Here is a 20,887-nt window from a genome sequence, read left to right on the forward strand (position 1 = left end):
ACCCTAGGGGGGCAGGGAGCTACGCGAAGCGAGCGACCGTGGGGGCACAATATCTGGATGACCCCACAACTCGCCGGCCACCTTTTAGTTGATTGCCTTTTGGCCCAAGGCGTTACCCATGTGTTTGGTGTGCCGGGTGAAAGTTATCTCGCAGTGCTGGACGGCCTGCATGCGCGCCAGGACAAAATCACCTTTATCACCTGTAGGCAAGAGGGCGGCGCCGCCTTCATGGCTGAGGCCCACGGCAAGCTGACGGGGCGGCCGGGCATTTGTTTTGTGACCCGGGGGCCGGGTGCCACCAACGCGTCGATCGGCGTGCACACGGCGTTTCAGGACTCTACCCCCATGATCCTGTTTGTTGGCGATGTGGCCAGCGACACGCGTGACCGCGAGGCCTTTCAGGAGGTCGATTACAGCAGCTTCTTCGGCCCATCGACCCGCGGCATGGCCAAGCGGGTAGAGCGCATTGACGACGCGCGCCGCATCCCTGAATACATAGCGCGTGCCTTTGCCATGGCCATGAACGGCCGGCCCGGACCGGTGGTGCTGGTTCTGCCGGAAGACATGCTGACCCAGGTGGTGGATGCAGAGCCTTTGCCGCGTGTGGAAGCGGTGGAAGCCTGGAGCGACCCCGGCTCGCTGCGGAAACTACGCGAAATGCTGCTGAAGTCGCAGCGCCCGATGGTGCTTGCCGGCGGCGGCGGCTGGACACCGCAGGCCGCGCAGGCCCTGCAGCGGTTTGCAGAAAACTGGTCTTTGCCAGTGGGCAACGCGTTTCGGTTCCAAGATACCTTTGACAACTTTCACCCGCTGTATGCCGGTGACGTCGGCATTGGTCTGAACCCCAAGCTGGCGGCGCGCATCAAGGAGGCTGACTTGATTATTGCCATCGGGCCGCGTCTTGGCGAGATGACCACAGGTGGCTACACACTCATTGAAGCGCCGAGGCCCAAACAAATGCTGGTTCACATCCATGCCGGGGCTGAAGAACTCAATCGCGTCTATCAGGCCGATCTGGCGATCAACGCGACCATGAATGCGGCAGCCCGCTCGCTGGAAGTGCTGACCGCGCCGGTGTCTGTACCGTGGCAGGCTTGGGCAGAATCCGCCAACGCGGACTATCAGGCTAATGTTGATCCGGCCAACGGCGGACGGGTGTTGCCCGGCACGATTGACATGCCTGCCATTGTTGCCACGCTGCAAAAACTGCTGCCACCAGACGCCGTGCTGACCAACGGTGCCGGCAACTTTGCCAGCTGGGTGCATCGCTTTTTTAAACATCACGGTCTGGTCAAGGGTTTAAAGACCCAACTGGCGCCCACAGTTGGCGCGATGGGTTACGGCGTCCCTGCCGGCATCGCGGCAGGCATCGTTTCGGGTCGCACGGCTTTCACGATCGCGGGGGACGGCGACTTCTTGATGAATGGTCAGGAGCTGGCAACCGCGGTGCAGCACGGCGCAAAAAGTATTGTTCTGCTGCTCAACAATGGCATGTACGGGACGATACGCATGCACCAGGAGCGTGAGTACCCGCGCCATGTCAGTGGATCCAGCCTGCACAACCCGGATTTTTGCGCGCTGGCGCGAGCCTATGGCTACACCGCGACCCGCATCACCCGCACTGAAGAGTTTGAGTCGGTCATGCGTCAGGCGCTTGAGGGCAAAGAGGGTGCGCTCATAGAAATCATGCTGGACCCCGAGGTGATCAGCACGCGCGGGACCTTGTCGAAAATCACGAACACCGCGCTACAGAAACAGTAGGAGGCCGTGGGGAGAACGCGCTTCAGCGTTGCTTCGAAAAGGAATAAAAAAAGGGCCACTTGCGTGGCCCTTTTGCTGCGTGGGCCCCTGGCCCTGCGCTTCGACGCTTTACTTGACGTGCTTGCCGATCAGGCCAGCCATCTCAAACATCGACACCTGCGCCTTGCCGAAAACGGCGCGCAGTTTTTCGTCAGCGTTCACCATGCGCTTGTTGACTTTGTCCTGCAGGCCTTTGGCTTTGATGTAAATCCAGAGCTTGCGAACGATCTCGGTGCGTGGCAGCGCGGCTGCGCCAACCACGGCTGACAAAGCGGGGCTCAGTGTCAGTGCTTTCATGAACGCTGCGTTGGGCGTACGCTTTTTGGCGGGCGCTTTTTTCGCAGGGGCTTTTTTCGCCACTACTTTTTTAGCCGGTGCTTTTTTCGCAACGACTTTTTTCGCAGGGGCTTTCTTCGCCGCTACTTTTTTAGCCGGTGCTTTTTTCGCAGCGACTTTCTTTGCCGGAGCAGCCTTTTTTGCAGGTGCTTTTTTTGCCGGTGCTTTTTTTGCAGTTGCCATGATTGATTTTTCCTTCTAGAAGTTGATAAATCACCAGCGAAGCTAACTACTCTCCACTGGCACTGCGGATGCTACTGGAGAAAAGCACTGTTTCATAGGGAAAATCGATTATTTTTGGTCTTTTATGTTGCGGGTTTCCCTCTGAAAATCAAAAAGACACCAGCAAGAATCACGATGCATGCCGCCCATTCACCGCCAGTGACCTGTTCCCCGGCGAAAAAAGCACCCAGAAATATCGCGATCAAGGGGTTCACAAAGGCATAACTGGTGGCCACCGCAGGTGATGCATGCGCCAGTAAATACATGTAAGCGCTGAAGGCGATGAGTGATCCAAACGTCACCAGATAGACCCAGGCCAACACCGCCTGAGGCTGCCACGGCCAGTTGCTCACGACCTGTTGCGGTTCGCCCAGTGCAAGAGATAAGACCACTAACACCGCGCCACCACACAGCATTTCGCTTGCAAAGCCTGCTGGCCCATCGGCCAGAGGGAGCCGTTCGGTAGAGAGCACCGAGCCCAGCGACCAGAGGATGGTCGACCCGGCAATGCACGCCAGGCCGATGGGTGCAGCCGCAAAGCTGGCTCCCTGAACGAGCATCAGGACGCCTCCAAGACCGACGACCATGCCCAAAGCTTCAAGGCGTGTCGGCCGCTGACCCAGCAGGAATCCCCAGGCCGAGACCATGATGGGTACCACCGCAATGAAGGCGGCGATGAGGCCCGAGCCGATGTGGACCTCGGCGCTGGCAACCAGCCCCAGGCCGCCCCCCAGCATCAAACTGCCAACAATGAAGGCGTTGCGCCATGCGCGCAGCGTCGGGAGCTTGTGTTTTCTCACCACTACCCAGGTCATCAGCAGCGCGCCCGCTAGCAGAAAACGCGTTCCCATCTGGAAAAATGGTGGAAAACTAACCAGCGCAAAGCGGATGGCGAGGTAGGTTGATCCCCACACAAGGTAGCAAGCGAGCAGCGCCGGGATCAGCAAGGGTGCGGCCTTGGCCGGCCGGGAGAGGTGGGATAGGGCAAAGGTCATGCAGCCATGGTAGGTTGCCAACGGTGCAAATGACATGCAGAATTAAAGGCAGATGACCTGATCGACCTTTGAATTAAACGGTGAAATACACAATGACAGAAAGTTCAGAATTCGACACGTATGACGGCCGCATCCTGGCCGAGCTGCAAAAAGACGCCCGTATCACCATGGCCGAGTTGGGGCGGCGCGTGCACCTGAGCCAGCCGGCCGTGACGGAGCGGGTGCGCAAGATGGAGCTCAATGGTGTTATCAAGGGCTACCGCGCTGAGGTGGATTTAACGCGTCTGGGATACGGAATCCGCGCAATTGTCAGGGTTGGACGGGCCGAATATGCCCGGGTGGTCAAGTTGATCGAGCAAACACCTGAAGTGATGAATGCCTACAACGTCACCGGCGACGACAGCTGGGTGCTGGAGATTGCCGTGATTGACGTCTCGCACCTCGATGCCGTGGTCACCAAGTTTTGTATCCTCACAGAGACTGCAACGTGTATCGTCCTCAATGCGCCGCGCGAAAACGCGGTGGTGCTGCCGGCCCGCCGCGAGAACATCAAACCCACCATCAAAAAGGTCACCGGAAAATGACAAACCCTGACGCTTCCAGCTTCGCCACCTGTGATTTGTGTGATGCCAACAAGGGCGACACCACGGGTACTTTCCGCGTGTTGCCCCCGGTGTTTCTGGATTTTGGAGGTGTTGCCAAGTTCTGCGGTCCGGTGGTTACGGTTAAATGTTTCGAGGACAACTCGCTGGTCAAAGCCGCGGTAGACCGCAGCGGGATCATTGAAACCTCAACAGGTGGCGTGCCCGGGGTACTGGTTGTTGATGGCGGTGGGTCACTGCGCCGCGCTTTGCTGGGTGGCAACCTCGGCGCCGCCGCCGCGAAGAACGGCTGGGCAGGTGTGGTCGTCAATGGCTGTGTGCGTGATGTGGCCGAGCTCAGGCAGTGTGACGTTGGCATCCGCGCGCTGGCCACCATGCCATTACCCACCGACAAGCGCGGGGAGGGTCAGTCGGGCGTGCCCGTCCAAATCCAGGGGGTGTGGGTCTATCCGGTCGACTGGCTCTATGCTGACGAAGATGGCATTGTTGTGATGCCCGGGAAGGCTTCGCCTTAGACCGGAAGTTTGATGCCCAGGCGCTTGAAGTGGGCAGCACCTTCCGCGCTGACCAACACCAGGCGCGAGTGCTTTTTACGCGTTATCCAGCCTTGCTGCGTGAAATGGTCGGCCAATGCTGCGCCTAACGCGCCCCCCAGATGGTCTTGCCGCTCTGACCAGTCCAGACAGGTGCAGGCGAACTGACGGCGCCTGCCGCGCAGTTCTTCAAGGTCAAGGTTAAAGGCGCGCAGCGATTTTTCTCCCGCAGGGGTGACCAGCAGCTGTCCGGTTCCGGCGCTGTCGGGCGTCAACCATTTTTTGCGCAGCAGCGTGGCCAACAGGCCGGTGCCGAGAGAACCCGCAAGGTGGTCATAACAAAACCGTGCTCGCCGTATCGGATCATCCTGCGTTGCTTTTGGCAGGCTTTTGCGTTTGGGTGCTACACGCATCAGCGTCTCCACCAGCTGCGCGACCTGTTCGGACGCAAAACGAAAATACTTGTGCCGTCCCTGTGATGTTGATTCAAGCAGGCCGTCGTCCACAAGTCGCCTGAGGTGAGAGGTCGCTGTGCCTGGCTCGATGCCAGCGCCCAGAGCAAGCTCCTTGGCTGTCAGCGCCCGGCCTTCCATCAGCAACACCAGCATGCGTAAGCGGCTGGCGTCACCGATGGTGGCCGCAATGCGCGCGATGTCGGGTTCAATCGGCATGAGTCGTTTTCCGCTGGCTTGGGATTGGTGCCGGTGCAATCATGCTTTGATGATAGCCAAACTGTTGGCGCTGGACAAACCGTCGCCTGCTTGGGACACTGCTTTTCATGCAAGCACCCAGCAGCGCCATTGCGGCGGTCACCCATCCCGACCCTTATCCGTACTACCGCAGTCTGCGCGAAGTGCGGCCTCTTTTTTTCGATTCCGGTCTGGGTGTGTGGGTCGCCAGCGGCCAGGCTGCAGTCAGCGCGGCGTTGCGCCATCCTTCGTTGCGGGTGCGGCCACTGGCTGAGCCGGTGCCAATGGTTTTGCTGGGTACAGCCACGGGTGAGGTGTTTGCGCATCTGGTCCGCATGACAGATGGCACTTTTCATGCTGAGCACAAGCCCGAAGTCGAACGGACCGCACGCCGTTGGCAACTGGCCGATGTGGCGCGGGCGGCAGAAGATGCAGCGGCGAGCCTGGCGCCAGAGCTGTCAGCCAACGATGTGCTGACGGCATTGCCCTTGGAAACCATGGCGCGACTTTTGGGCGTTCCGGAGAGCGAGCGTGACAACACCTGTCGATGGGCGCTTCACTTCGCGCGGGGTATTGCCCCGGGCGCCAACGCCGCAACACTGGCACAGGCCCATGAAGCCGCTGAAGCCCTGATGGCGCAGGGCCGGGCCCTGGGCTTGAACCTTGCCCAGTCGGCCAACCGCATTGCGTTCATGCAGCAAGCCATTGATGCGACTGGTGGCCTGCTGGGACATACGGCTTTGCAACTGATGCAGCGCCCCCCGCTTTCCGCGCTGGCCGATGAATCGCTTGATGCGATGCGCGTATTTGTACGCGAGGTCGAGCGCTACGCCGCGCCGATTCAGAACACCCGACGTTTTGCTGCAGGACCTCTCCTGCTGCTGGATCAGCCCATCGAGGAAGGGCAGGCGGTGTTGCTTGTGTTGGCCAGCGCCAACCGCGATGAGGCGATGAATCCGCAGCCTGAAAGCTTTGACCCGCGCCGCGAGTCAGTCCGAAGCATTGGTTTTGGTGAGGGGCCTCATGCTTGCCCCGGTGCGCAAATTGCTATTGAAATAGTAGCAAATGGCGCCCGTGAAATAAGGGCCCGAGGCCGATTTGATGCCTTGTTTTCTCGCAGCAACGGGTTTCGACCGCTTACCAACGCACGTGTGCCGGTTTTTGAAGATTAGAAAGAATTCAGGAAAGGGAACTCCATGGTCTCCGTTATTTTTGAAGTCTGGCCGGATCCGGCTCACCGCGAGGGCTACCTGAACTGGGCAGCTGAGCTGAAAGCCGAGCTGCTCAAGATGGATGGATTCATTTCCATCGAGCGCTTTCAGAGCCTGAGCGAGCCCAACAAACTGCTGTCATTGCAGTTCTGGCGTGATGAGTCCTGCCTGCAGGCCTGGCGCAACCTGGAAGCGCACCGCGCGGCGCAGGCTGCGGGAAGGTCCACCATGTTCAAGGACTACCGGCTGCGGATCGCCGAGGTGATTCGCGACTACGGGCTGAAGGAGCGAGAGGAAGCTCCCGCGGACTCGCGCGCGGCGCACGGCTGACGCTAGAGGCTGCTCAGCCCCTTGTAGAGCATGTACGCAGCCAGCACGTAGAGAATGCTGGCAAAAACGCGTTTGAGTTTGCTGACTGGCAGGTTGTGTGCGGCTTTGGCACCCAGCGGCGCGGTCAGGAAACTGGCGACAGCGATGACGACAAGTCCCGGCAGCCAGATATAGCCTACCGAGCCGACAGGCAGGTCCTGCACACCCTGGCCGCTGATGACATAGCCCACCACATTGGCAACCGCAATCGGAAAGCCGAGCGCCGCAGAAGTTGCGACTGCGTTGTGGATGGCGACGTTGCACCAGGTCATGAAGGGCACGCTGATAAAGCCGCCGCCTGCGCCCACCAGGCCCGACAGAAACCCGATGACGCTGCCAGCGGCAAACTGTCCGGCGCTGCCTGGCATCTGGCGTGTGGGCTTGGGTTTTTTGTCCAGAAACATTTGCGTGGCCGAGAAGCTGACAAACAGGCCAAAGAAGATGGCCAGGTGGGAGCCCTTGAGCAGCGCAAACACACCCAGGCTGCCGATGATGCTGCCCAACACGATGCCGGGTGCCAAGCGTTTGACGATGTCCCAGCGCACTGCACCGCGTTTGTGGTGCGCCTGCACGCTGGATATCGAGGTAAAGATGATGGTGGCCATGGACGTGGCGATTGCCATCTTCACCGCCAGATCGGGCGCAACGCCCCGGTTCGCCAGAATGATGGTGATGAACGGCACCATCAGCATGCCGCCACCAATGCCTAGAAGACCCGCCAGAAAGCCGGTGCCGATGCCAAGCAGTGCGAGCTGAATGACGAGGAGCGGTTCGAAAGTCATGGGCGATGGGAGTGTGGGTTCGGAGCGGGCCCGAGAGGGCGGCAAAAAGAAAGAGAGGGTGTCTGCAAGTGCCACCGGACCGTCATCCTGAACCAGGGTTCAGGTGGGCGAGGGCAGTCAGGTTTCGGGTTCGTCTAACGCGAGACGATCACGCCTGCCTGACAATTTACCAAGCCCGTGCTCTAAGAGCATTGGTTCAAGGAAATATAAAGCCCGGTGCGCACCGCAGACAGCGCAATTGTAGGCGTTTGTCGCCTGTTACGCGATGTGCTTTAAAGTAGCCGGCCGTCGCTGCCCAGGGCGTGGTCCAGGCGCTGCAGCAGGGCTGCAAGCTGGGGCTCTGAAGTCCCGTCTTGCTGCTGCGCATGGCCCGACGGCTCGCGCTGGCTTGCTGCCGCCTCTGGGCTTGCAGGATTGTTGCGGGAGGCGATCAGTGCGTTGGTTTCCATTTCGGACAACTCAAACGCCAGGTTCAGCGCGGCCAGCACAGCGATGCGGTCCCGCGCCTTGATTTTTCCGGCGTCGCGGATCTTGCACATGGCCGCATCAACCTTGCCAACGGCGTCCAGCAGGCGCGACTCGCCCCCCTCGGGGCAACCCAGCAAATAGCTCTGCCCCATGATTTGCACGTCAAGCTGTTTCATGAGTCGCTTCCTGCGGATGTTCTTGCGTCGGCCATGGCGGCGGGCGCGATGGATGAAGAGTCGGGAAGCCGTTCAAGCAATGCGTCTACCCGTGCGCGTGCTGCACTCAAACGTGAGCGCAATGAGTCGCGCTCCTGTGTCAACAGATTGACCTGCTCACTCAACAAGACGTTGGTGCGCTGTAATTCCTCGTGACGCAGCAAGAGCCGCTCGACGCGCTCGGCAATCTGGTCGATTTGGGTTTGGTTCGACATGACAGCCAATTGTAGGGTTTACAGGGGTTTTGACGCGTAGAATCTTGCCTGTTGGTGCTCGCGGTGTGGTTCACACGCCGCAGTTCAACGGGAAGCAGGAGGGAGTCGGGGCCAAGTTTGCCGGTCTGTAAGGCAGGCACCACGCCACGATTTTTAACCTGCGCTGCCCCCGCAACGGTAAACGGACGAATACTGCTCCCCTGATTCAAGCCTGGGGACGTATTCAGCTTTCATCACTAGCCACTGAGCGTTCTGAACACGCGCTTGGGAAGGCGATGAAGGCGGTTCCGTCAGCCCGGATACCGGCCAACAAGGTGGTTGCACGTCTGCATGGCAGATAGCAACCGTATCGCTCATGCACTGGCGGGGAAGCCGGTGAGAGCTCTTGTTGATTGTTTCCCTTCATGAAAACCTGTGTTTCCCGTGCACGCCTTGCCGTGCTGCCGCTGGCTTTGGCTGCTGCCTTTCCCGCTTATTCCCAAACCGATGCCACGCCGCAACTTAAAGAGATGGTCGTCACTGCGTCGCGCGTCGCTACGCCGGTGACCGATGTGATTGCCGACGTTTCCATCATTGACCGTGAGGAGCTGGAGCGGGCGGGTCAATCGTCGCTGCGCGACATTCTGGCGCAGCAGCCGGGCGTTCAGATGGGGACCAATGGCGGTTACCGCTCCAACTCAAGCATCTTTCTGCGCGGCGCCAGCAATTCGCAAACCATTGTGTTGATCGATGGCGTGCGTGTGGGCTCCGCCACTTCGGGTGGCGCATCGTTCGAAAACCTCCCTCTCTCGCGGATTGAACGTATCGAAATTCTGCGGGGCGCGGCCTCGGCTCTTTACGGACCCGACGCGGTGGGTGGCGTGATCCAGATCTTTACGCGCGAACCCACCGACGGGCTGGAGCTAAGCGCCACCGTAGGGGCGGGTTCAGCCGGACAACGGCAGACAGACGCATCCATACGCGGCACCTCGGGCGCCATCGGTTACAGCCTGGGTGTGTCACGGGAAAAAGCACGTGGCATCAGTTCGCGCTCTGACCCCGCATCGACAAGTTACAACGCTGATGCCGACGGTTTTACCTCGAGCAGCGTCGATGCCAAGTTGACAGCCAAGGTCAACCGCGATCACCGCCTTACCTTGAGCCTGCTCCAGAGTGACACGGAGTACCGGTTCGATGGCGTGCCATCCCCCAATCCCCTGGGCTTGACCAAGCTGACCTCCGACGCGAGAGCCAAGCCCAGGATTCACAATGCCACCGCCCGGTGGGATGCGCAATGGTTGCCCAACTGGAAATCCAGCCTCATCGCCGCCCGCAGTGACGAAAATTCGGTTTCCGAGTACTACCGTTTCTCGGATGGAAGATTTGGTGGCAATGACAGGTTCAACAGCAAGCGGGATCAGCTGACCTGGCAGAACGATTTCACGCTGGGAAAAGACGTGTTTTCCGTGATGTTTGAAGAGCGTTCCGAAGCCGTGGACAGCTCTACCAACTATTCGGTCAAACAGCGTGATGTGAGAAGTTCCCTGGTGTCTTATGCCTTCAATCGTGAGCGCTGGAACGCTCTGGCCGTGGTGCGCAATGACAAAAATTCGCAGTTTGGCAGTTTTAACAACTGGGCACTCTCGGGAGGCTACCGTCTGGTGGAAGGGCTTCGTGCGGTTGCCAGCGTGGGTACCAGCTTCCAGGCGCCCACGTTCAATCAGCTTTACTTCCCCGCCTTTGGCAACCCTGCCTTGACGCCGCAACAAAACCGCGCCACGGAGGTAGGCCTCAAGTACCAGAAGAAAAACCTCGCATTGGGCGCGGTGGTGTACCACAACGATATCCAGGGATTCATCATTCCTTCCACCAATGTGCAAAGCTCGGCGGCAGTGCTTCGGGGCGTAACGCTCACTGCTGACTGGCAGGAGCGCGCGACCAACTATGCACTGTCGTATGACTATGCAGACCCGCGGTCGTACTCGACGATTGCCGCGCAGAATGATCTTCGCCTGGTACGCATAGCCCAGCACGTCTTGAACGCGCGTATCAGTCACCGCATGGGTGACGTCACGCTTTTCGGCGAGCTTCGAATGTCGAGCAGCCGGGAAGATGCCAAGGTGGTCGGTGCCGGGCGCGACTCACTCAAGAGTTATGAGGTCTTTAACGTGGGTCTGAACTGGAAACTCCAGAAAAACCTCTCATTGCTCGCCCGCATCAACAACCTGACCGACACGCAGTACATGCTGGCCAATGGATTTTCCGTTCCGGGCCGCAACACCTTTGTGGCCTTGTCGTGGGCCATGTGACGTGGGGCTCACCGCGCTCGCCCTTGCCGAGGGTCAGCCATGACTGACAAAGCCGCTGACTGGCAAGTGCTGGCATCAAGCCAGGGCACCGCCTTGTACGGCCCGCAGCGCATTGTTTGCCTGACCGAAGAACCGACCGAGTGGCTCTATTTGCTGGGCGAGGAACGGCGCATCGTGGGTATTTCGGGCTACACCGTACGGCCGCCGCGAGCCCGGGAGGAAAAACCCAAAGTCAGCGCCTTTCTCAGCGCCAAGATCGACAAGATCGTGGAGCTCAGGCCCGACTGCGTGATTGGTTTTTCTGACTTGCAGGCCGACATTGCCTCGCAGCTGGTCAAAAAGGGAATACAGGTCACCATCTTCAACCAGCGCAGCGTGGCGGAAATTTTTTCCATGATGTATCAGCTTGCTGCCATGGTGGGTCAGGAGGCGCGTGGCCTGGCGTTGATCCGGGGTATGCAGCAACGCCTGCTTGAGATTGAGGCAACTGCGGCAACCCTCAAACGCCGACCGCGTGTGTTTTTTGAAGAGTGGTACGACCCGCACATCAGTGCGATTGCCTGGGTCTCCGAGCTGATGGGTATTGCCGGGGGTGACGATTGTTTTCCCGAACTGGCTTCGCAGCCCATGGGCAAGGACCGCATCATTGCCGACGGCAGCGAGATCGTGCGGCGCAACCCGGACATCATTTTTGGCTCCTGGTGCGGCCGGAAATTTCGACCTGACCATGTGCTGGCGCGTTCTGGTTGGGAAAACGTCAACGCCGTCAAAAACAAGCAGCTGTTTGAAATCAAGTCGGCAGAAATCCTTCAGCCCGGCCCCGCCGCCCTCACCGAGGGTGTCGAGCAGATACACCGCCTGGTAGTGCAATGGAGCAAAACCCATGCTTGAAATTGCGCGCAGCGAGCTCATCCTCGGCGGCCAGCGCAGCGGCAAGTCGCGCCGGGCGGAAATGCTGGCGCGCCAGTGGATGGCGCAATCGCCCGACCATCGCGCGGTACTCATCGCCACCGGCCAGCCCTGGGACGAAGAGATGCGTGAGCGTATCCTGCGCCACCAGCAAGACCGCGCGGAAAGGGTGCCGGGCATGACGACGGTTGAGGAACCCCTGCACCTGGCGCAGGCCATCCGGCAGGTCAGCGCGCCGCAGACGCTGGTGGTGGTGGACTGTCTGACCTTGTGGCTGACGAACCTGCTGATGCCCGTCGATGCCACGTCAAATCAGCCGTTGGCCCCTGATTCACGGGCGCAAGCAGCTATGCTTTTAATAGCAATTGAAGCGGCACCGGGGCCGCTGGTTTTTGTAGGGAATGAAATCGGGCTCGGCGTGATTCCCATGGGCCGCGAGACGCGCGACTTTGTGGATGCGCTGGGGCGGCTCAATCAGGAGGTGGCGCAGGCGTGCGCGCGCGTGACTTTTATGGCGGCCGGCCTGCCACTCACCCTGAAAGGCGGAGCATGAAAAAGATACTGTGCGCGAGCTGGTTGGGAGTGATGCTGCTGACGCCGGTGCAGGCCTTGCAGGTCACCGATGACCGCGGCGTCACCGTCACGTTGGCGCAAAGTCCGCAACGCATCGTCAGTTTGCTGCCGTCTCTGACCGAGACCGTTTGCGAGCTGGGCCAGTGCAAACGGCTGGTGGGTGTGGACCGCTATTCCAATTACCCGGCCATGGTTCGCAGTCTGCCGCAGGTCGGGGGCGGAATCGATCCCAACGTGGAGGCCGTGGTGGCCCTGCGACCCGACGTGGTGCTGATGGCCACGTCTTCGCGCGGCGTGCAGCGGCTGGAGGCTTTGGGCCTGAAGGTGATTGCGCTGGAGCCCAAGAATGCCGTGGACGTGCAGCGCGTGATGGGCAAGATCGGCCAGGTGCTTGAAGTCCCCGACGCCCTGCGCATCTGGCGTGCCATTGACGCCGGGGTCTCGGCGGCTGCGCAGTCGCTACCGCCGGCCGCCAAAGACACGCGGGTTTACTTTGAGGTCAGCCGCGGGCCTTATGCCGCAGGCACCAGCTCCTTCATCGGCGAGACGCTGCTGCGCCTGGGCGTGAAGAACATCATGACGCCCGAGCTCGGGCCTTTCCCAAAGATCAATCCTGAATATGTGGTGCGGGCCAATCCCGATGTGATCATGATTGGCGCGCGCAACGCGCAGGGCCTGGCACAGCGCCCGGGCTGGGCCGGCATGCGGGCGTTGCGCGAGGGTCGCTTGTGCGTGTTCACCCCGGAAGAGTCCGACGTGCTGGTGCGGCCGGGGCCGCGCATGGCTGAAGCGGCGCGCCTCATGGCCACCTGCATCGCGAGTAAAAGTGGCAAACCCGGGGCACCTGTTCAATGAGTGCCGCTGTGCCCGGTGGCGCCGTCCAGCGCCGCACTTATCTGATTGGCCTGTGCCTGCTGCTTGTTGCTGCCGTGTTTTTGCTGGTGGGCGCGGGGGTAGGCAGCACCGGCTTTGACAGCGTGCTCCACGCACGCCATGACCCGGTTGCGTGGCAAATCATCTGGGACATTCGCTTGCCGCGCACGCTGGGCGCCTGGGTGGCCGGCGGCCTGCTTGGGCTGGCCGGTGCGGTTGCCCAGGGTTTGTTTCGCAACCCGCTGGCCGATCCCTATTTGTTAGGCAGTGCCTCTGGCGCCGCGCTGGGTGTGGCGGTGGCCTTGGCGCTGTTTGGCGTGTCGCCGTTTGCGACGGCTTTCCTGGTGCGTCTGGGTCTGACCGGTGCAGCGTTTGCCGGTGCTGTGGGCGGCGTGCTCTTGACCCTCTTGCTGGCCAAAGGGGTGCTGCACACCTTGCGCCTGCTGCTGGCTGGCGTCATCGTCGGCGTGGTGCTGGGCGCGGCGCGCGATCTGGTCTCGCTGGCGGTGCCCGACATCCTGCAGGCCATGCAGGCTTTCATGCTCGGCAGCACTGGTTTTGTGGGCTGGGCGTCCTGCGGCGTGATGGTGGCGGTGCTGCTGCCGACGCTGGCTATTGCCTGGGCGCTGGGCCGCGTGCTCGACGGCCTGGCCCTGGGCGAGGCCACGGCGGCCAGCCTGGGCTTGCCGCTGGCAGCCGTGCGTGCGGTGCTGGTGGGCGTGCTGGCGCTGGTCACCGGCGCGGCGGTGGCGCAGACCGGCCTGATTGCATTTGTGGGTCTGGCTGCGCCGCATCTGGTGCGCTCCATGATCAAGACCACCCATGGCCGGCTGGTGGTGCTGAGCGCACTGATGGGCGGCCTGCTGCTGATGGTGGCCGACGTGCTGGCTCGCTGGATGATTGCGCCGCAGGAGTTGCCTGTGGGTGTGCTGACTGCCGTGCTGGGTGGCAGCTACCTGCTGTGGCTGATGCACCGGCGCGGTTCCCGTGGGAGCGGATCGCTATGAATTCGATAGCTATTGCCGCCCGCGCCATAAGGGCTAGTCTCGGAAATGTTGAGGTATTGCACGGTATTTCGCTGACACTGCCCGCCGCGCGGTGGACCAGCATTGTTGGCCCCAACGGCGCGGGCAAATCCACCTTGCTGCGCGTGCTGGCCGGTCTGCTGGCGCACGGCGGCGAGCTGGCGCTGCTGGGCCAGCCGCTGCAGCAGATGCGCGCCCGCCAGCGCGCGCAACAGCTGTCCTGGCTGGGGCAGAACGAAAACTCGGCCGATGACCTGAGTGCGTATGACGTGGCCATGCTGGGGCGCCTGCCGCACCAGCCCTGGCTGGCGCCGCCGTCGGATGCCGACCGTGCCGCCGTCGAGCGCGCCCTGCGCACCACGCAGGCCTGGGACTGGCGCGACCGGCCCCTGGGCCAGCTCTCCGGTGGCGAACGCCAGCGTGTGCTGCTCGCACGGGTGCTGGCCGTGGAAGCCCAGGTGCTGCTGATGGACGAGCCGCTGGCCAACCTGGACCCACCGCACCAGGCCGACTGGCTGCAACTTGCGCGCGAGCTTGTGCACCATGGCAAGACGGTGGTGAGTGTGCTGCATGAAATATCGTTTGCGTTGCAGGCTGACGAGATGGTTGTGATGGCCGCCGGGCGCGTCACGCACCAGGGCGCCTGCACCGACCCCACTACACACCGCGCGCTGGAAGACGTGTTTGACCGGCGCATCGTCGTACACCCACTGGCCGGCCAGTGGGTAGCGCTTCCCCGCATCTGAGTCATACGAAAAAAGAAACATGCAAATCGAAACACCACCCACCGATAAGCCCTATGAAAAACCCGAGGGCGAACGCCGCGGCCTGCTCATCGTCAACACCGGCGACGGCAAGGGCAAAAGTACCGCCGCCTTTGGCCTGGCGCTGCGCGCCCACGGCCGCCACCATGTGCACGGCAAAGCGGTCAAGATATTCCAGTTCATGAAAGTGCCCAGCGCGCGCTTTGGTGAGCACCGAATGTTTGAGCAACTGGGTATTCCGATTGAAGGTCTGGGTGATGGCTTTAGCTGGAAAAGCCAGGATCTTGAGCATTCGGCACAACTTGCACGCGATGGCTGGGAGAAAGCGAAGGCCGCCATTCTGGGCGGTGAGAACTTCATGGTGGTTCTCGATGAATTGACTTACCCACTGATCTACGGATGGATGCCGCTGGACGATGTGTTGCAGACGCTGAATGACCGGCCAAGAGACGTGCACGTGGTGATCACCGGCCGCCGTTGCCCACCGGAGATCATTGAACTGGCTGACACCGTGACAGAGATGACCAAGGTCAAACATGCATTTAATGCAGGGATTCCGGCACAGCGTGGCATTGAGGACTAAGCGTGACCGCGTCGATGGACCACGCTTTCAGTCCGGCCGAGCAAGCTGCGGTGTACCGCGCCATCCACGAGCGGCGCGACATGCGGCATTTCAGCGGCGGCAGTGTGTCCGATGCGATATTGCTGCGCCTGTTGTCGGCTGCGCACCATGCACCCAGCGTTGGTTTCATGCAGCCCTGGCGTTTTGTCCGCGTGCGCAATCCGCAGTTGCGTGAAAGCCTGCATGCACTGATTGAGCAGGAGCGGGTGTTGACCGCGCAGGCCCTTGGTGCGCGTGAAGACGAGTTCATGAAGCTAAAGGTTCAGGGTGTGCTTGACGCTGCGGAGGTCTTGGTCGTGACTTTGCCACCGGGGCGCGAGCAACATGTGTTTGGACGCCGCACCTTGCCCGAGATGGACCTCGCATCAGCGGCCTGTGCGATTCAAAACCTGTGGCTTGCAGCACGCGCAGAAGGCTTGGGCATGGGGTGGGTGTCCCTGTTTGACCCGGTCCAACTGGCACAGCTGCTACAGATGCCTGAAGGCAGCAAACCTGTTGCTGTGTTGTGCCTCGGGCCGGTGCAGGCCTTCTACGACGAGCCCATGTTGCAGACCGAGAAGTGGGCACGCCGCGCGCCGCTCGCCGAAATGGTTTTTGAAGACCTGTGGGGCAGAACCGCCACAGTTGCCAGCACAGGCGGTTGACTTGTTGTTCGCCTTTTTTAACTGGCACCCTTCGCCGCATTTTCTCGCCAGCGCCCTGTTGCTCTTGCCCGTCTTGCTGCTGGCTTTGTGGCTGGACCGCACATGGGGCGAGCCTCGCGCCGCTTTTCATCCCGTCGTCTGGATGGGGCACTACCTTACGGCTTGCGGTCGCATAACGGCGGTATGTCGGCCTTTGCCCGCATTTGTCGGGGGCACCATCGCCTGGTGCGCGGGCGCGCTGGCCGTGGGCGCTCTTTCCTGGATGGTGCAAGGTCTGCTGGAGGCGCAATTTGTGCGCCTCACGGCTGTCGCGGATGTGCAGGCGGGCGTTTCGGTCCTGCTTCTTCTTGCGCTGATGGCCTGGCTGCTCAAGTGCATGTTGTCCTGGCGCATGTTGCGTCGTGAAGTGCTGGCGGTGGAAGAAGCGTTGCAGCAGTCGCCGCAAGCCGGGCGCGAGCGCCTTTCCTGGCTGGTCAGCCGCGACACGAGCCAGCTGACTGAGAGTGAAGTACGGCAAAGCGCTATTGAGTCACTGGCCGAAAACCTCAACGACTCAGTCGTGGCGCCTGTTTTCTGGTTCGTCCTGCTGGGGCTGCCTGGCGCCGCGGTCTATCGCTTTGCCAACACCGCTGACGCAATGTGGGGTTACCGCGGTATTTACAAGGGCCAAAACTGGAAGTGGGCGGGCAAGTGGGCCGCACGCTCGGACGATGTGTTGTCGTGGGTGCCAGCGAGATTGACAGCGCTGCTGATGTGGCTGGTGAGCAGAGGATTCAAGTTTGCAGCCCTGCACCGGGAGGCGGCGCGTACGCCTTCTCCCAACAGTGGCTGGCCCATGGCCGGCATAGCCCTGGCGCTGAATGTCCACCTGAGCAAGCCCGGTGTGTACACCTTGAATGAAGCGGGCAGGGCGCCCGGAGCTGCGGACACGCAACTAGCCGTTGGTTTTGCATCAAAAGTGCTTCATGGCCTTTTGTTATGCGCGACGATAGCTATTGTTTTGATAGCGGTTACGGTGAAATGATGGTCGCAGACGCCGCCTTGACATCACGCACACATGGCGGCCCGGACCACCTGGGCGTACCGTTGCATGACTTTTCAAGCAACAGCAATGCCTGCGGGCCTTGCCCCGCTGCCTGGACGGCCGTACAGCATGCCGACGCCAGCCAATACCCGGATGCCAGCTACACCGTTTTGCGTGCGCAGCTTGCCGAGTTTCACAAAGTGGACCCGCAGCGCGTGTTGCTGGCAGGCAGCGCCAGCGAGTTTATTTTTCGCATCACTGCGCTGGCTGCCCAGCGTGGCGCCAGCGGTGTTTGGCTGCCATCGCACAGTTACGGCGACTACGCCCAGGCTGCGCAAGGTTTCAAGCTGCCATTGGTGGGCCGACCCGAGCAGGCGCAGCTGCGTTGGGCTTGTGATCCGTCCAGCCCACTCGGCGCGGCGCATGCCTCGCTTGATCAGTTGCCAGACCCCAAGGCGTTTTGTGTGCTGGACCGGGCCTACGAGCCGCTGCGGCTGGGTGGCGCACCTGGTGTGTCACAAGAGGTGCTGCAAAAGTTCTGGCAGCTCTGGACACCCAACAAAGCCCTTGGCCTGACCGGCGTTCGCGCTGCCTATGTGATTGCACCGGCGGATTCTGATGAAAACATTAGCCAACTGGAGCGGCTTGCACCGTCGTGGGTGGTGGGTGCGCATGGTGTGGCGATGTTGCATGCCTGGACCACGCCCGCTGTGCAGGCGTGGCTTTCAGACAGCCTGCCGACGCTGCGGGAATGGAAGGCCAGTCAGATCGCGTTGTGTGAATCTTTCGGATGGACTGTGCTGCCCAGTGAGGCCAACTTTTTTGTTTGCCATGGCAAACAGATCCCGGGCGTCGCGGCCGACTTGCGTCAGCGCGGAATCAAGCTGCGGGACTGCGCGTCTTTCGGTTTACCAAGTCACTTCCGTTTAAGCGTGCAAACGCCAGCAGCGCAGCAGGCGCTGCACAATGCCTTGCAAGACATTTTCGGGAAATCAGCGTGACCGCAAAAAGCGTAATGGTTCTGGGCACGACCAGCGGAGCCGGCAAAAGCTGGCTGACCACGGCTCTGTGTCGCTACTACGCCCGCCAGGGTTTGAGAGTAGCGCCTTATAAAGCCCAAAATATGAGCAACAACGCCCGGGTTGTTGCTCAGGGTGAAATCGGCAGTGCCCAGTATTTTCAGGCGCTTGCCGCAAACGCTGTGCCGGACGTGCGCATGAATCCGCTGTTGCTCAAGCCAGAAAAAGACACGCAAAGCCAGGTGGTTCTGATGGGCCAAGTGAATGCCGAACTCTCGCGCATGGCATGGCGGGGCCGCAGCGCCTCAGTCTGGCCCGTGGTGGCCAAGGCGCTGGACGAGTTGCTGGAAGAAAACGATGTGGTGGTGATGGAAGGCGCGGGCTCTCCGGCTGAGATCAACCTCAAGGACAGCGACATTGTCAACATGCGTGTTGCGCAACACGCCAACGCGGCCTGCCTGCTGGTCACTGACATAGACCGCGGCGGCGCTTTTGCACACCTCTACGGAACCTGGGCCATGCTGGACGCGGCGGAGCAAAAGCTGATCAAAGGTTTTGTTCTGAACAAGTTTCGCGGCGATGCAAAGCTTCTGGCGCCCGGCCCTCAGATGTTGCAGGACCTGACCGGTGTCCCCACCGTGGCAACATTGCCCATGTGGTGGCAACACGGCCTGCCGGAAGAAGACGGTGTTTTTGATGCGCGCAGCACGGGCGCCGGAACCGTGACAAAGACAATCGCTGTCATCGCTTATCCGCGCATCAGCAACCTCGACGAATTCCAGCCGCTTAAAAACGTGCCCGGCATCCATCTCAAGTGGGTACGCAGCCCCGCAGAACTGATCGGCGTCGACTGGATCATCCTTCCCGGTTCCAAGCACACCAGCGGCGACCTGTCCTGGTTGCGGTCGCAGGGGCTGGACGGTGCCATTGCGGCGCATGCAGGGCGGGGCGGCGCCGTGCTGGGAATTTGCGGCGGGCTGCAGATGCTGGGCGAGGCATTGATTGATCCGCACGGTATCGACGGTAACGGCCCTGGTTTGGGCCTGCTGCCCGTAGTTACCTTGTTTGAAGCGGATAAAACCGTGCGCCGCAGGGCGGAAAAGTTTTTAGCCGTGGGTGGCGAGTGGTCAACTCTCTCGGGCGTAGCGGTGCAAGGCTACGAAATCCATCACGGACAGACCGCACCGCACAGCGCCATGGCCGCGGCGGGCGATGTGGCGCGCGCCGTCATGAGCGACGGCCTGGCCTGGCAAAACAATGCCGGAAATGTGCTCGGGGTTTATATGCACGGCTTGTTTGAGGATCCGGCAGTCTTGCACGCGCTGTTCGGAGCCGCCACGCCAACCCTGGAGCCAGTGTTCGATGGTCTTGCGGACTACATCAGCCAACACTTCGCACCCGGTGTGCTGGATGGGCTGATCCGGGACTAGGCAAGCGCAGCTGGCGTCAATCGTCGATGCCGTAAACGTGCGGCACACCTATGGTGAAGAAAAATGTCGCGCCCTGACCCGGTGCAGACTCTGCTGTGACCACGCCGCCGTGCCGCGTGATGACGCGCCGGACAGTGGCAAGTCCAACGCCAGTTCCCGGGAAGTCAGACTCTGAATGCAGCCTTTGAAAAGCGCCGAAAAGTTTGTCTGCGTATTTCATGTCAAAGCCCGCGCCATTGTCACGCACAAAAAACCTGGGTTCGTCAGACTCGTTTGACTCGCGCCCAAAGCTCACCGTGGCCCCAGGCGTCTTTGACGAGTATTTGAGGGCATTGCCAATCAGGTTCTGCAGCACCGAGTGCAAAAGGGCGGGGTCGCCCTCTGCGGCCAGTCCCGGCTCTATATTCACCTGCACATCATTCGTCGGCAGGGAGAGTCGCTCGGCGTTCACGACCTCCTGCGCCATTTGGGAGAGGTCGCACGTCTGTACGTTCAACTCACCGGTCGTGGATTTGGCCAGCTGCAGCAAGGCTTCAATAAGATCGTTCATGCGGTTGGCATTGGCTTCAATCCGGGCCATGTAATGTTCCGAGCGCGAGTCCTGGGATGCGGCAATGGACTTTCTCAGGGCTGTGCAAAAACCCTTGATGGATGACAGAGGAGCCCGTAAATCGTGCGACGCTGAAGACGAGAATGACCGCAAGCTTTCGTTGGACATTTCCAGGGCAATGCTCCGCTCGGCCAGGGTTCTGTTCAGTTCCGCGATTTCGCGTTTGCGCGTCTCACGCTCGGTAACATCTTGTTGTAAGCCCACGTAATGGGTGAGCTTCCCCTCTTCATTCAGAACCGGCGAAACACGCAACTCATTCCAGAACCAGCTGCCGTCTTTGCGGAAATTGCGTAGCAGAACGGTGGCTGAAGCACCCTCTTTCAAGGCGGTTCGAAGTGTCTCCAAACCCGGCTGATCCCGCAGCGCTCCCTGCATAAACCGACAATCGTTACCAATCACCTCGCCTGGCTCGTAACCGGTCATTTGATAAAAAGCCGGGTTGGCATAAATCAGCGGAAATTGTGAGCCGACGGCACGGCCGATGGTGACGCCGTCTCCGCTTGCAGCAATGGCACGGTGCAGCAGGAGTCGTTCAATCTCCGCGCTTTCGCCTGTTTGCGGCAGAGGCTCCGGATAATTTTTCATGTCTATTCCTTTGAGCTATTTTGCACATTACCTGACAATCATCAACCTCGGCCCGAGTTTGTTTGTTCAGTGGTATCAAGTTGA

Annotated in this window: 23 protein-coding genes, 1 other RNA gene and 1 riboswitch; of the genes, 16 read left to right on the top strand and 8 right to left on the bottom strand. The window is 60.7% G+C overall.

From position 1 onward, the window contains the following. The first annotated feature begins 57 nt into the window (after nucleotides 1-57). Nucleotides 58-1,761: a thiamine pyrophosphate-binding protein gene (locus tag VE934_RS00485; protein ID WP_324883218.1), complete on the top strand. Its 1,704-nt coding sequence runs from the start codon at nucleotides 58-60 to the stop codon at nucleotides 1,759-1,761. Nucleotides 1,762-1,869: 108 nt separating this feature from the next. On the opposite strand, the gene VE934_RS00490 is transcribed toward VE934_RS00485, so the two are convergent. Beyond that, on the bottom strand, nucleotides 1,870-2,319 hold the full coding sequence (locus VE934_RS00490) for an SWIB/MDM2 domain-containing protein (RefSeq protein WP_324883220.1): 450 nt from the start codon (nucleotides 2,317-2,319) through the stop codon (nucleotides 1,870-1,872). A 122-nt stretch (nucleotides 2,320-2,441) separates the two neighbouring features. Then, a complete protein-coding gene (yedA, locus tag VE934_RS00495; protein WP_324883221.1) occupies nucleotides 2,442-3,353 on the bottom strand; it encodes a drug/metabolite exporter YedA in 912 nt (303 codons plus the stop codon). A gap of 92 nt (nucleotides 3,354-3,445) precedes the next feature. On the opposite strand from yedA, the gene VE934_RS00500 reads away from it, so the two are divergent. Continuing rightward, entirely contained in the window at nucleotides 3,446-3,937 is a 492-nt protein-coding gene (locus tag VE934_RS00500) for an Lrp/AsnC family transcriptional regulator (protein WP_324883223.1), read from the top strand. Continuing rightward, nucleotides 3,934-4,470, top strand: coding sequence for a ribonuclease E activity regulator RraA (gene rraA / locus VE934_RS00505; protein WP_324883225.1), 537 nt, complete (start codon nucleotides 3,934-3,936; stop codon nucleotides 4,468-4,470). The genes VE934_RS00500 and rraA overlap by 4 nt, the downstream gene beginning before the upstream one ends. Here rraA and VE934_RS00510 read toward each other — a convergent pair. Next, on the bottom strand, nucleotides 4,467-5,159 hold the full coding sequence (locus VE934_RS00510) for a winged helix-turn-helix domain-containing protein (RefSeq protein WP_324883227.1): 693 nt from the start codon (nucleotides 5,157-5,159) through the stop codon (nucleotides 4,467-4,469). The genes rraA and VE934_RS00510 overlap by 4 nt on opposite strands. A gap of 107 nt (nucleotides 5,160-5,266) precedes the next feature. Here VE934_RS00510 and VE934_RS00515 point away from each other — a divergent pair, with 107 nt between their 5' ends. Beyond that, nucleotides 5,267-6,349 carry a cytochrome P450 gene (locus tag VE934_RS00515; protein WP_324883229.1) on the top strand — a complete coding sequence of 361 codons (1,083 nt, stop codon included), beginning with the start codon at nucleotides 5,267-5,269 and terminating at the stop codon, nucleotides 6,347-6,349. A 24-nt stretch (nucleotides 6,350-6,373) separates the two neighbouring features. Beyond that, nucleotides 6,374-6,718, top strand: a complete 345-nt coding sequence (locus VE934_RS00520; RefSeq protein WP_324883231.1) for an antibiotic biosynthesis monooxygenase — start codon at nucleotides 6,374-6,376, stop codon at nucleotides 6,716-6,718. Between the two features lie 2 nt (nucleotides 6,719-6,720). On the opposite strand, the gene VE934_RS00525 is transcribed toward VE934_RS00520, so the two are convergent. The 4 genes from VE934_RS00525 to VE934_RS00540 all read right to left on the bottom strand — a co-directional run bounded on the left by VE934_RS00525 (nucleotide 6,721) and on the right by VE934_RS00540 (nucleotide 8,437). Then, nucleotides 6,721-7,539, bottom strand: coding sequence for a sulfite exporter TauE/SafE family protein (locus tag VE934_RS00525; RefSeq protein WP_324883233.1), 819 nt, complete (start codon nucleotides 7,537-7,539; stop codon nucleotides 6,721-6,723). A 55-nt stretch (nucleotides 7,540-7,594) separates the two neighbouring features. Further along, nucleotides 7,595-7,774: non-coding RNA, 6S RNA (gene ssrS, locus VE934_RS00530), on the bottom strand. A 37-nt stretch (nucleotides 7,775-7,811) separates the two neighbouring features. Beyond that, nucleotides 7,812-8,183 (bottom strand): cell division protein ZapA, encoded by a 372-nt coding sequence (locus tag VE934_RS00535; protein ID WP_324883235.1) that lies wholly within the window; start codon nucleotides 8,181-8,183, stop codon nucleotides 7,812-7,814. After that, on the bottom strand, nucleotides 8,180-8,437 hold the full coding sequence (locus VE934_RS00540) for a DUF904 domain-containing protein (protein WP_324883237.1): 258 nt from the start codon (nucleotides 8,435-8,437) through the stop codon (nucleotides 8,180-8,182). The genes VE934_RS00535 and VE934_RS00540 overlap by 4 nt, the downstream gene beginning before the upstream one ends. Before the next feature lie 35 nt (nucleotides 8,438-8,472). After that, nucleotides 8,473-8,762, top strand: a riboswitch (cobalamin riboswitch). A gap of 79 nt (nucleotides 8,763-8,841) precedes the next feature. Between VE934_RS00540 and VE934_RS00545 the strand changes: the two genes are divergently transcribed. The 11 genes from VE934_RS00545 to VE934_RS00595 are packed head-to-tail and all read left to right on the top strand — an operon-like array spanning nucleotide 8,842 to nucleotide 19,608. Continuing rightward, nucleotides 8,842-10,725, top strand: coding sequence for a TonB-dependent receptor domain-containing protein (locus VE934_RS00545; protein ID WP_324883239.1), 1,884 nt, complete (start codon nucleotides 8,842-8,844; stop codon nucleotides 10,723-10,725). 39 nt (nucleotides 10,726-10,764) lie between these two features. After that, nucleotides 10,765-11,616, top strand: a complete 852-nt coding sequence (locus VE934_RS00550) for a cobalamin-binding protein (RefSeq protein ID WP_324883241.1) — start codon at nucleotides 10,765-10,767, stop codon at nucleotides 11,614-11,616. Next, on the top strand, nucleotides 11,609-12,187 hold the full coding sequence (cobU, locus tag VE934_RS00555) for a bifunctional adenosylcobinamide kinase/adenosylcobinamide-phosphate guanylyltransferase (protein ID WP_324883243.1): 579 nt from the start codon (nucleotides 11,609-11,611) through the stop codon (nucleotides 12,185-12,187). Before VE934_RS00550 ends, cobU begins: the two co-directional genes overlap by 8 nt. After that, nucleotides 12,184-13,062: a helical backbone metal receptor gene (locus tag VE934_RS00560; protein ID WP_324883245.1), complete on the top strand. Its 879-nt coding sequence runs from the start codon at nucleotides 12,184-12,186 to the stop codon at nucleotides 13,060-13,062. Before cobU ends, VE934_RS00560 begins: the two co-directional genes overlap by 4 nt. After that, nucleotides 13,059-14,087, top strand: a complete 1,029-nt coding sequence (locus VE934_RS00565; protein ID WP_324883247.1) for an iron ABC transporter permease — start codon at nucleotides 13,059-13,061, stop codon at nucleotides 14,085-14,087. Before VE934_RS00560 ends, VE934_RS00565 begins: the two co-directional genes overlap by 4 nt. After that, nucleotides 14,084-14,851, top strand: a complete 768-nt coding sequence (locus tag VE934_RS00570) for an ABC transporter ATP-binding protein (RefSeq protein WP_324883250.1) — start codon at nucleotides 14,084-14,086, stop codon at nucleotides 14,849-14,851. The genes VE934_RS00565 and VE934_RS00570 overlap by 4 nt, the downstream gene beginning before the upstream one ends. A gap of 19 nt (nucleotides 14,852-14,870) precedes the next feature. Beyond that, nucleotides 14,871-15,452 (top strand): cob(I)yrinic acid a,c-diamide adenosyltransferase, encoded by a 582-nt coding sequence (gene cobO / locus VE934_RS00575; protein WP_324883252.1) that lies wholly within the window; start codon nucleotides 14,871-14,873, stop codon nucleotides 15,450-15,452. Between the two features lie 14 nt (nucleotides 15,453-15,466). Next, nucleotides 15,467-16,135, top strand: coding sequence for a 5,6-dimethylbenzimidazole synthase (bluB, locus tag VE934_RS00580; protein ID WP_324883335.1), 669 nt, complete (start codon nucleotides 15,467-15,469; stop codon nucleotides 16,133-16,135). Between the two features lies 1 nt (nucleotide 16,136). Then, a complete protein-coding gene (gene cbiB / locus VE934_RS00585) occupies nucleotides 16,137-17,159 on the top strand; it encodes an adenosylcobinamide-phosphate synthase CbiB (protein WP_414693786.1) in 1,023 nt (340 codons plus the stop codon). Continuing rightward, a complete protein-coding gene (locus VE934_RS00590) occupies nucleotides 17,156-18,160 on the top strand; it encodes an aminotransferase class I/II-fold pyridoxal phosphate-dependent enzyme (protein WP_414693787.1) in 1,005 nt (334 codons plus the stop codon). The genes cbiB and VE934_RS00590 overlap by 4 nt, the downstream gene beginning before the upstream one ends. Beyond that, on the top strand, nucleotides 18,157-19,608 hold the full coding sequence (locus VE934_RS00595) for a cobyric acid synthase (RefSeq protein WP_324883256.1): 1,452 nt from the start codon (nucleotides 18,157-18,159) through the stop codon (nucleotides 19,606-19,608). The genes VE934_RS00590 and VE934_RS00595 overlap by 4 nt, the downstream gene beginning before the upstream one ends. 16 nt (nucleotides 19,609-19,624) lie before the next feature. Here the strand turns inward: VE934_RS00595 and VE934_RS00600 are convergent, their stop codons facing one another. Continuing rightward, nucleotides 19,625-20,803 carry a sensor histidine kinase gene (locus VE934_RS00600; RefSeq protein WP_324883258.1) on the bottom strand — a complete coding sequence of 393 codons (1,179 nt, stop codon included), beginning with the start codon at nucleotides 20,801-20,803 and terminating at the stop codon, nucleotides 19,625-19,627. Between the last annotated feature and the right edge of the window lie 84 nt (nucleotides 20,804-20,887).

Source organism: Polaromonas sp., from assembly GCF_035638815.1.
Taxonomy (GTDB): Bacteria; Pseudomonadota; Gammaproteobacteria; order Burkholderiales; family Burkholderiaceae_C; genus Polaromonas.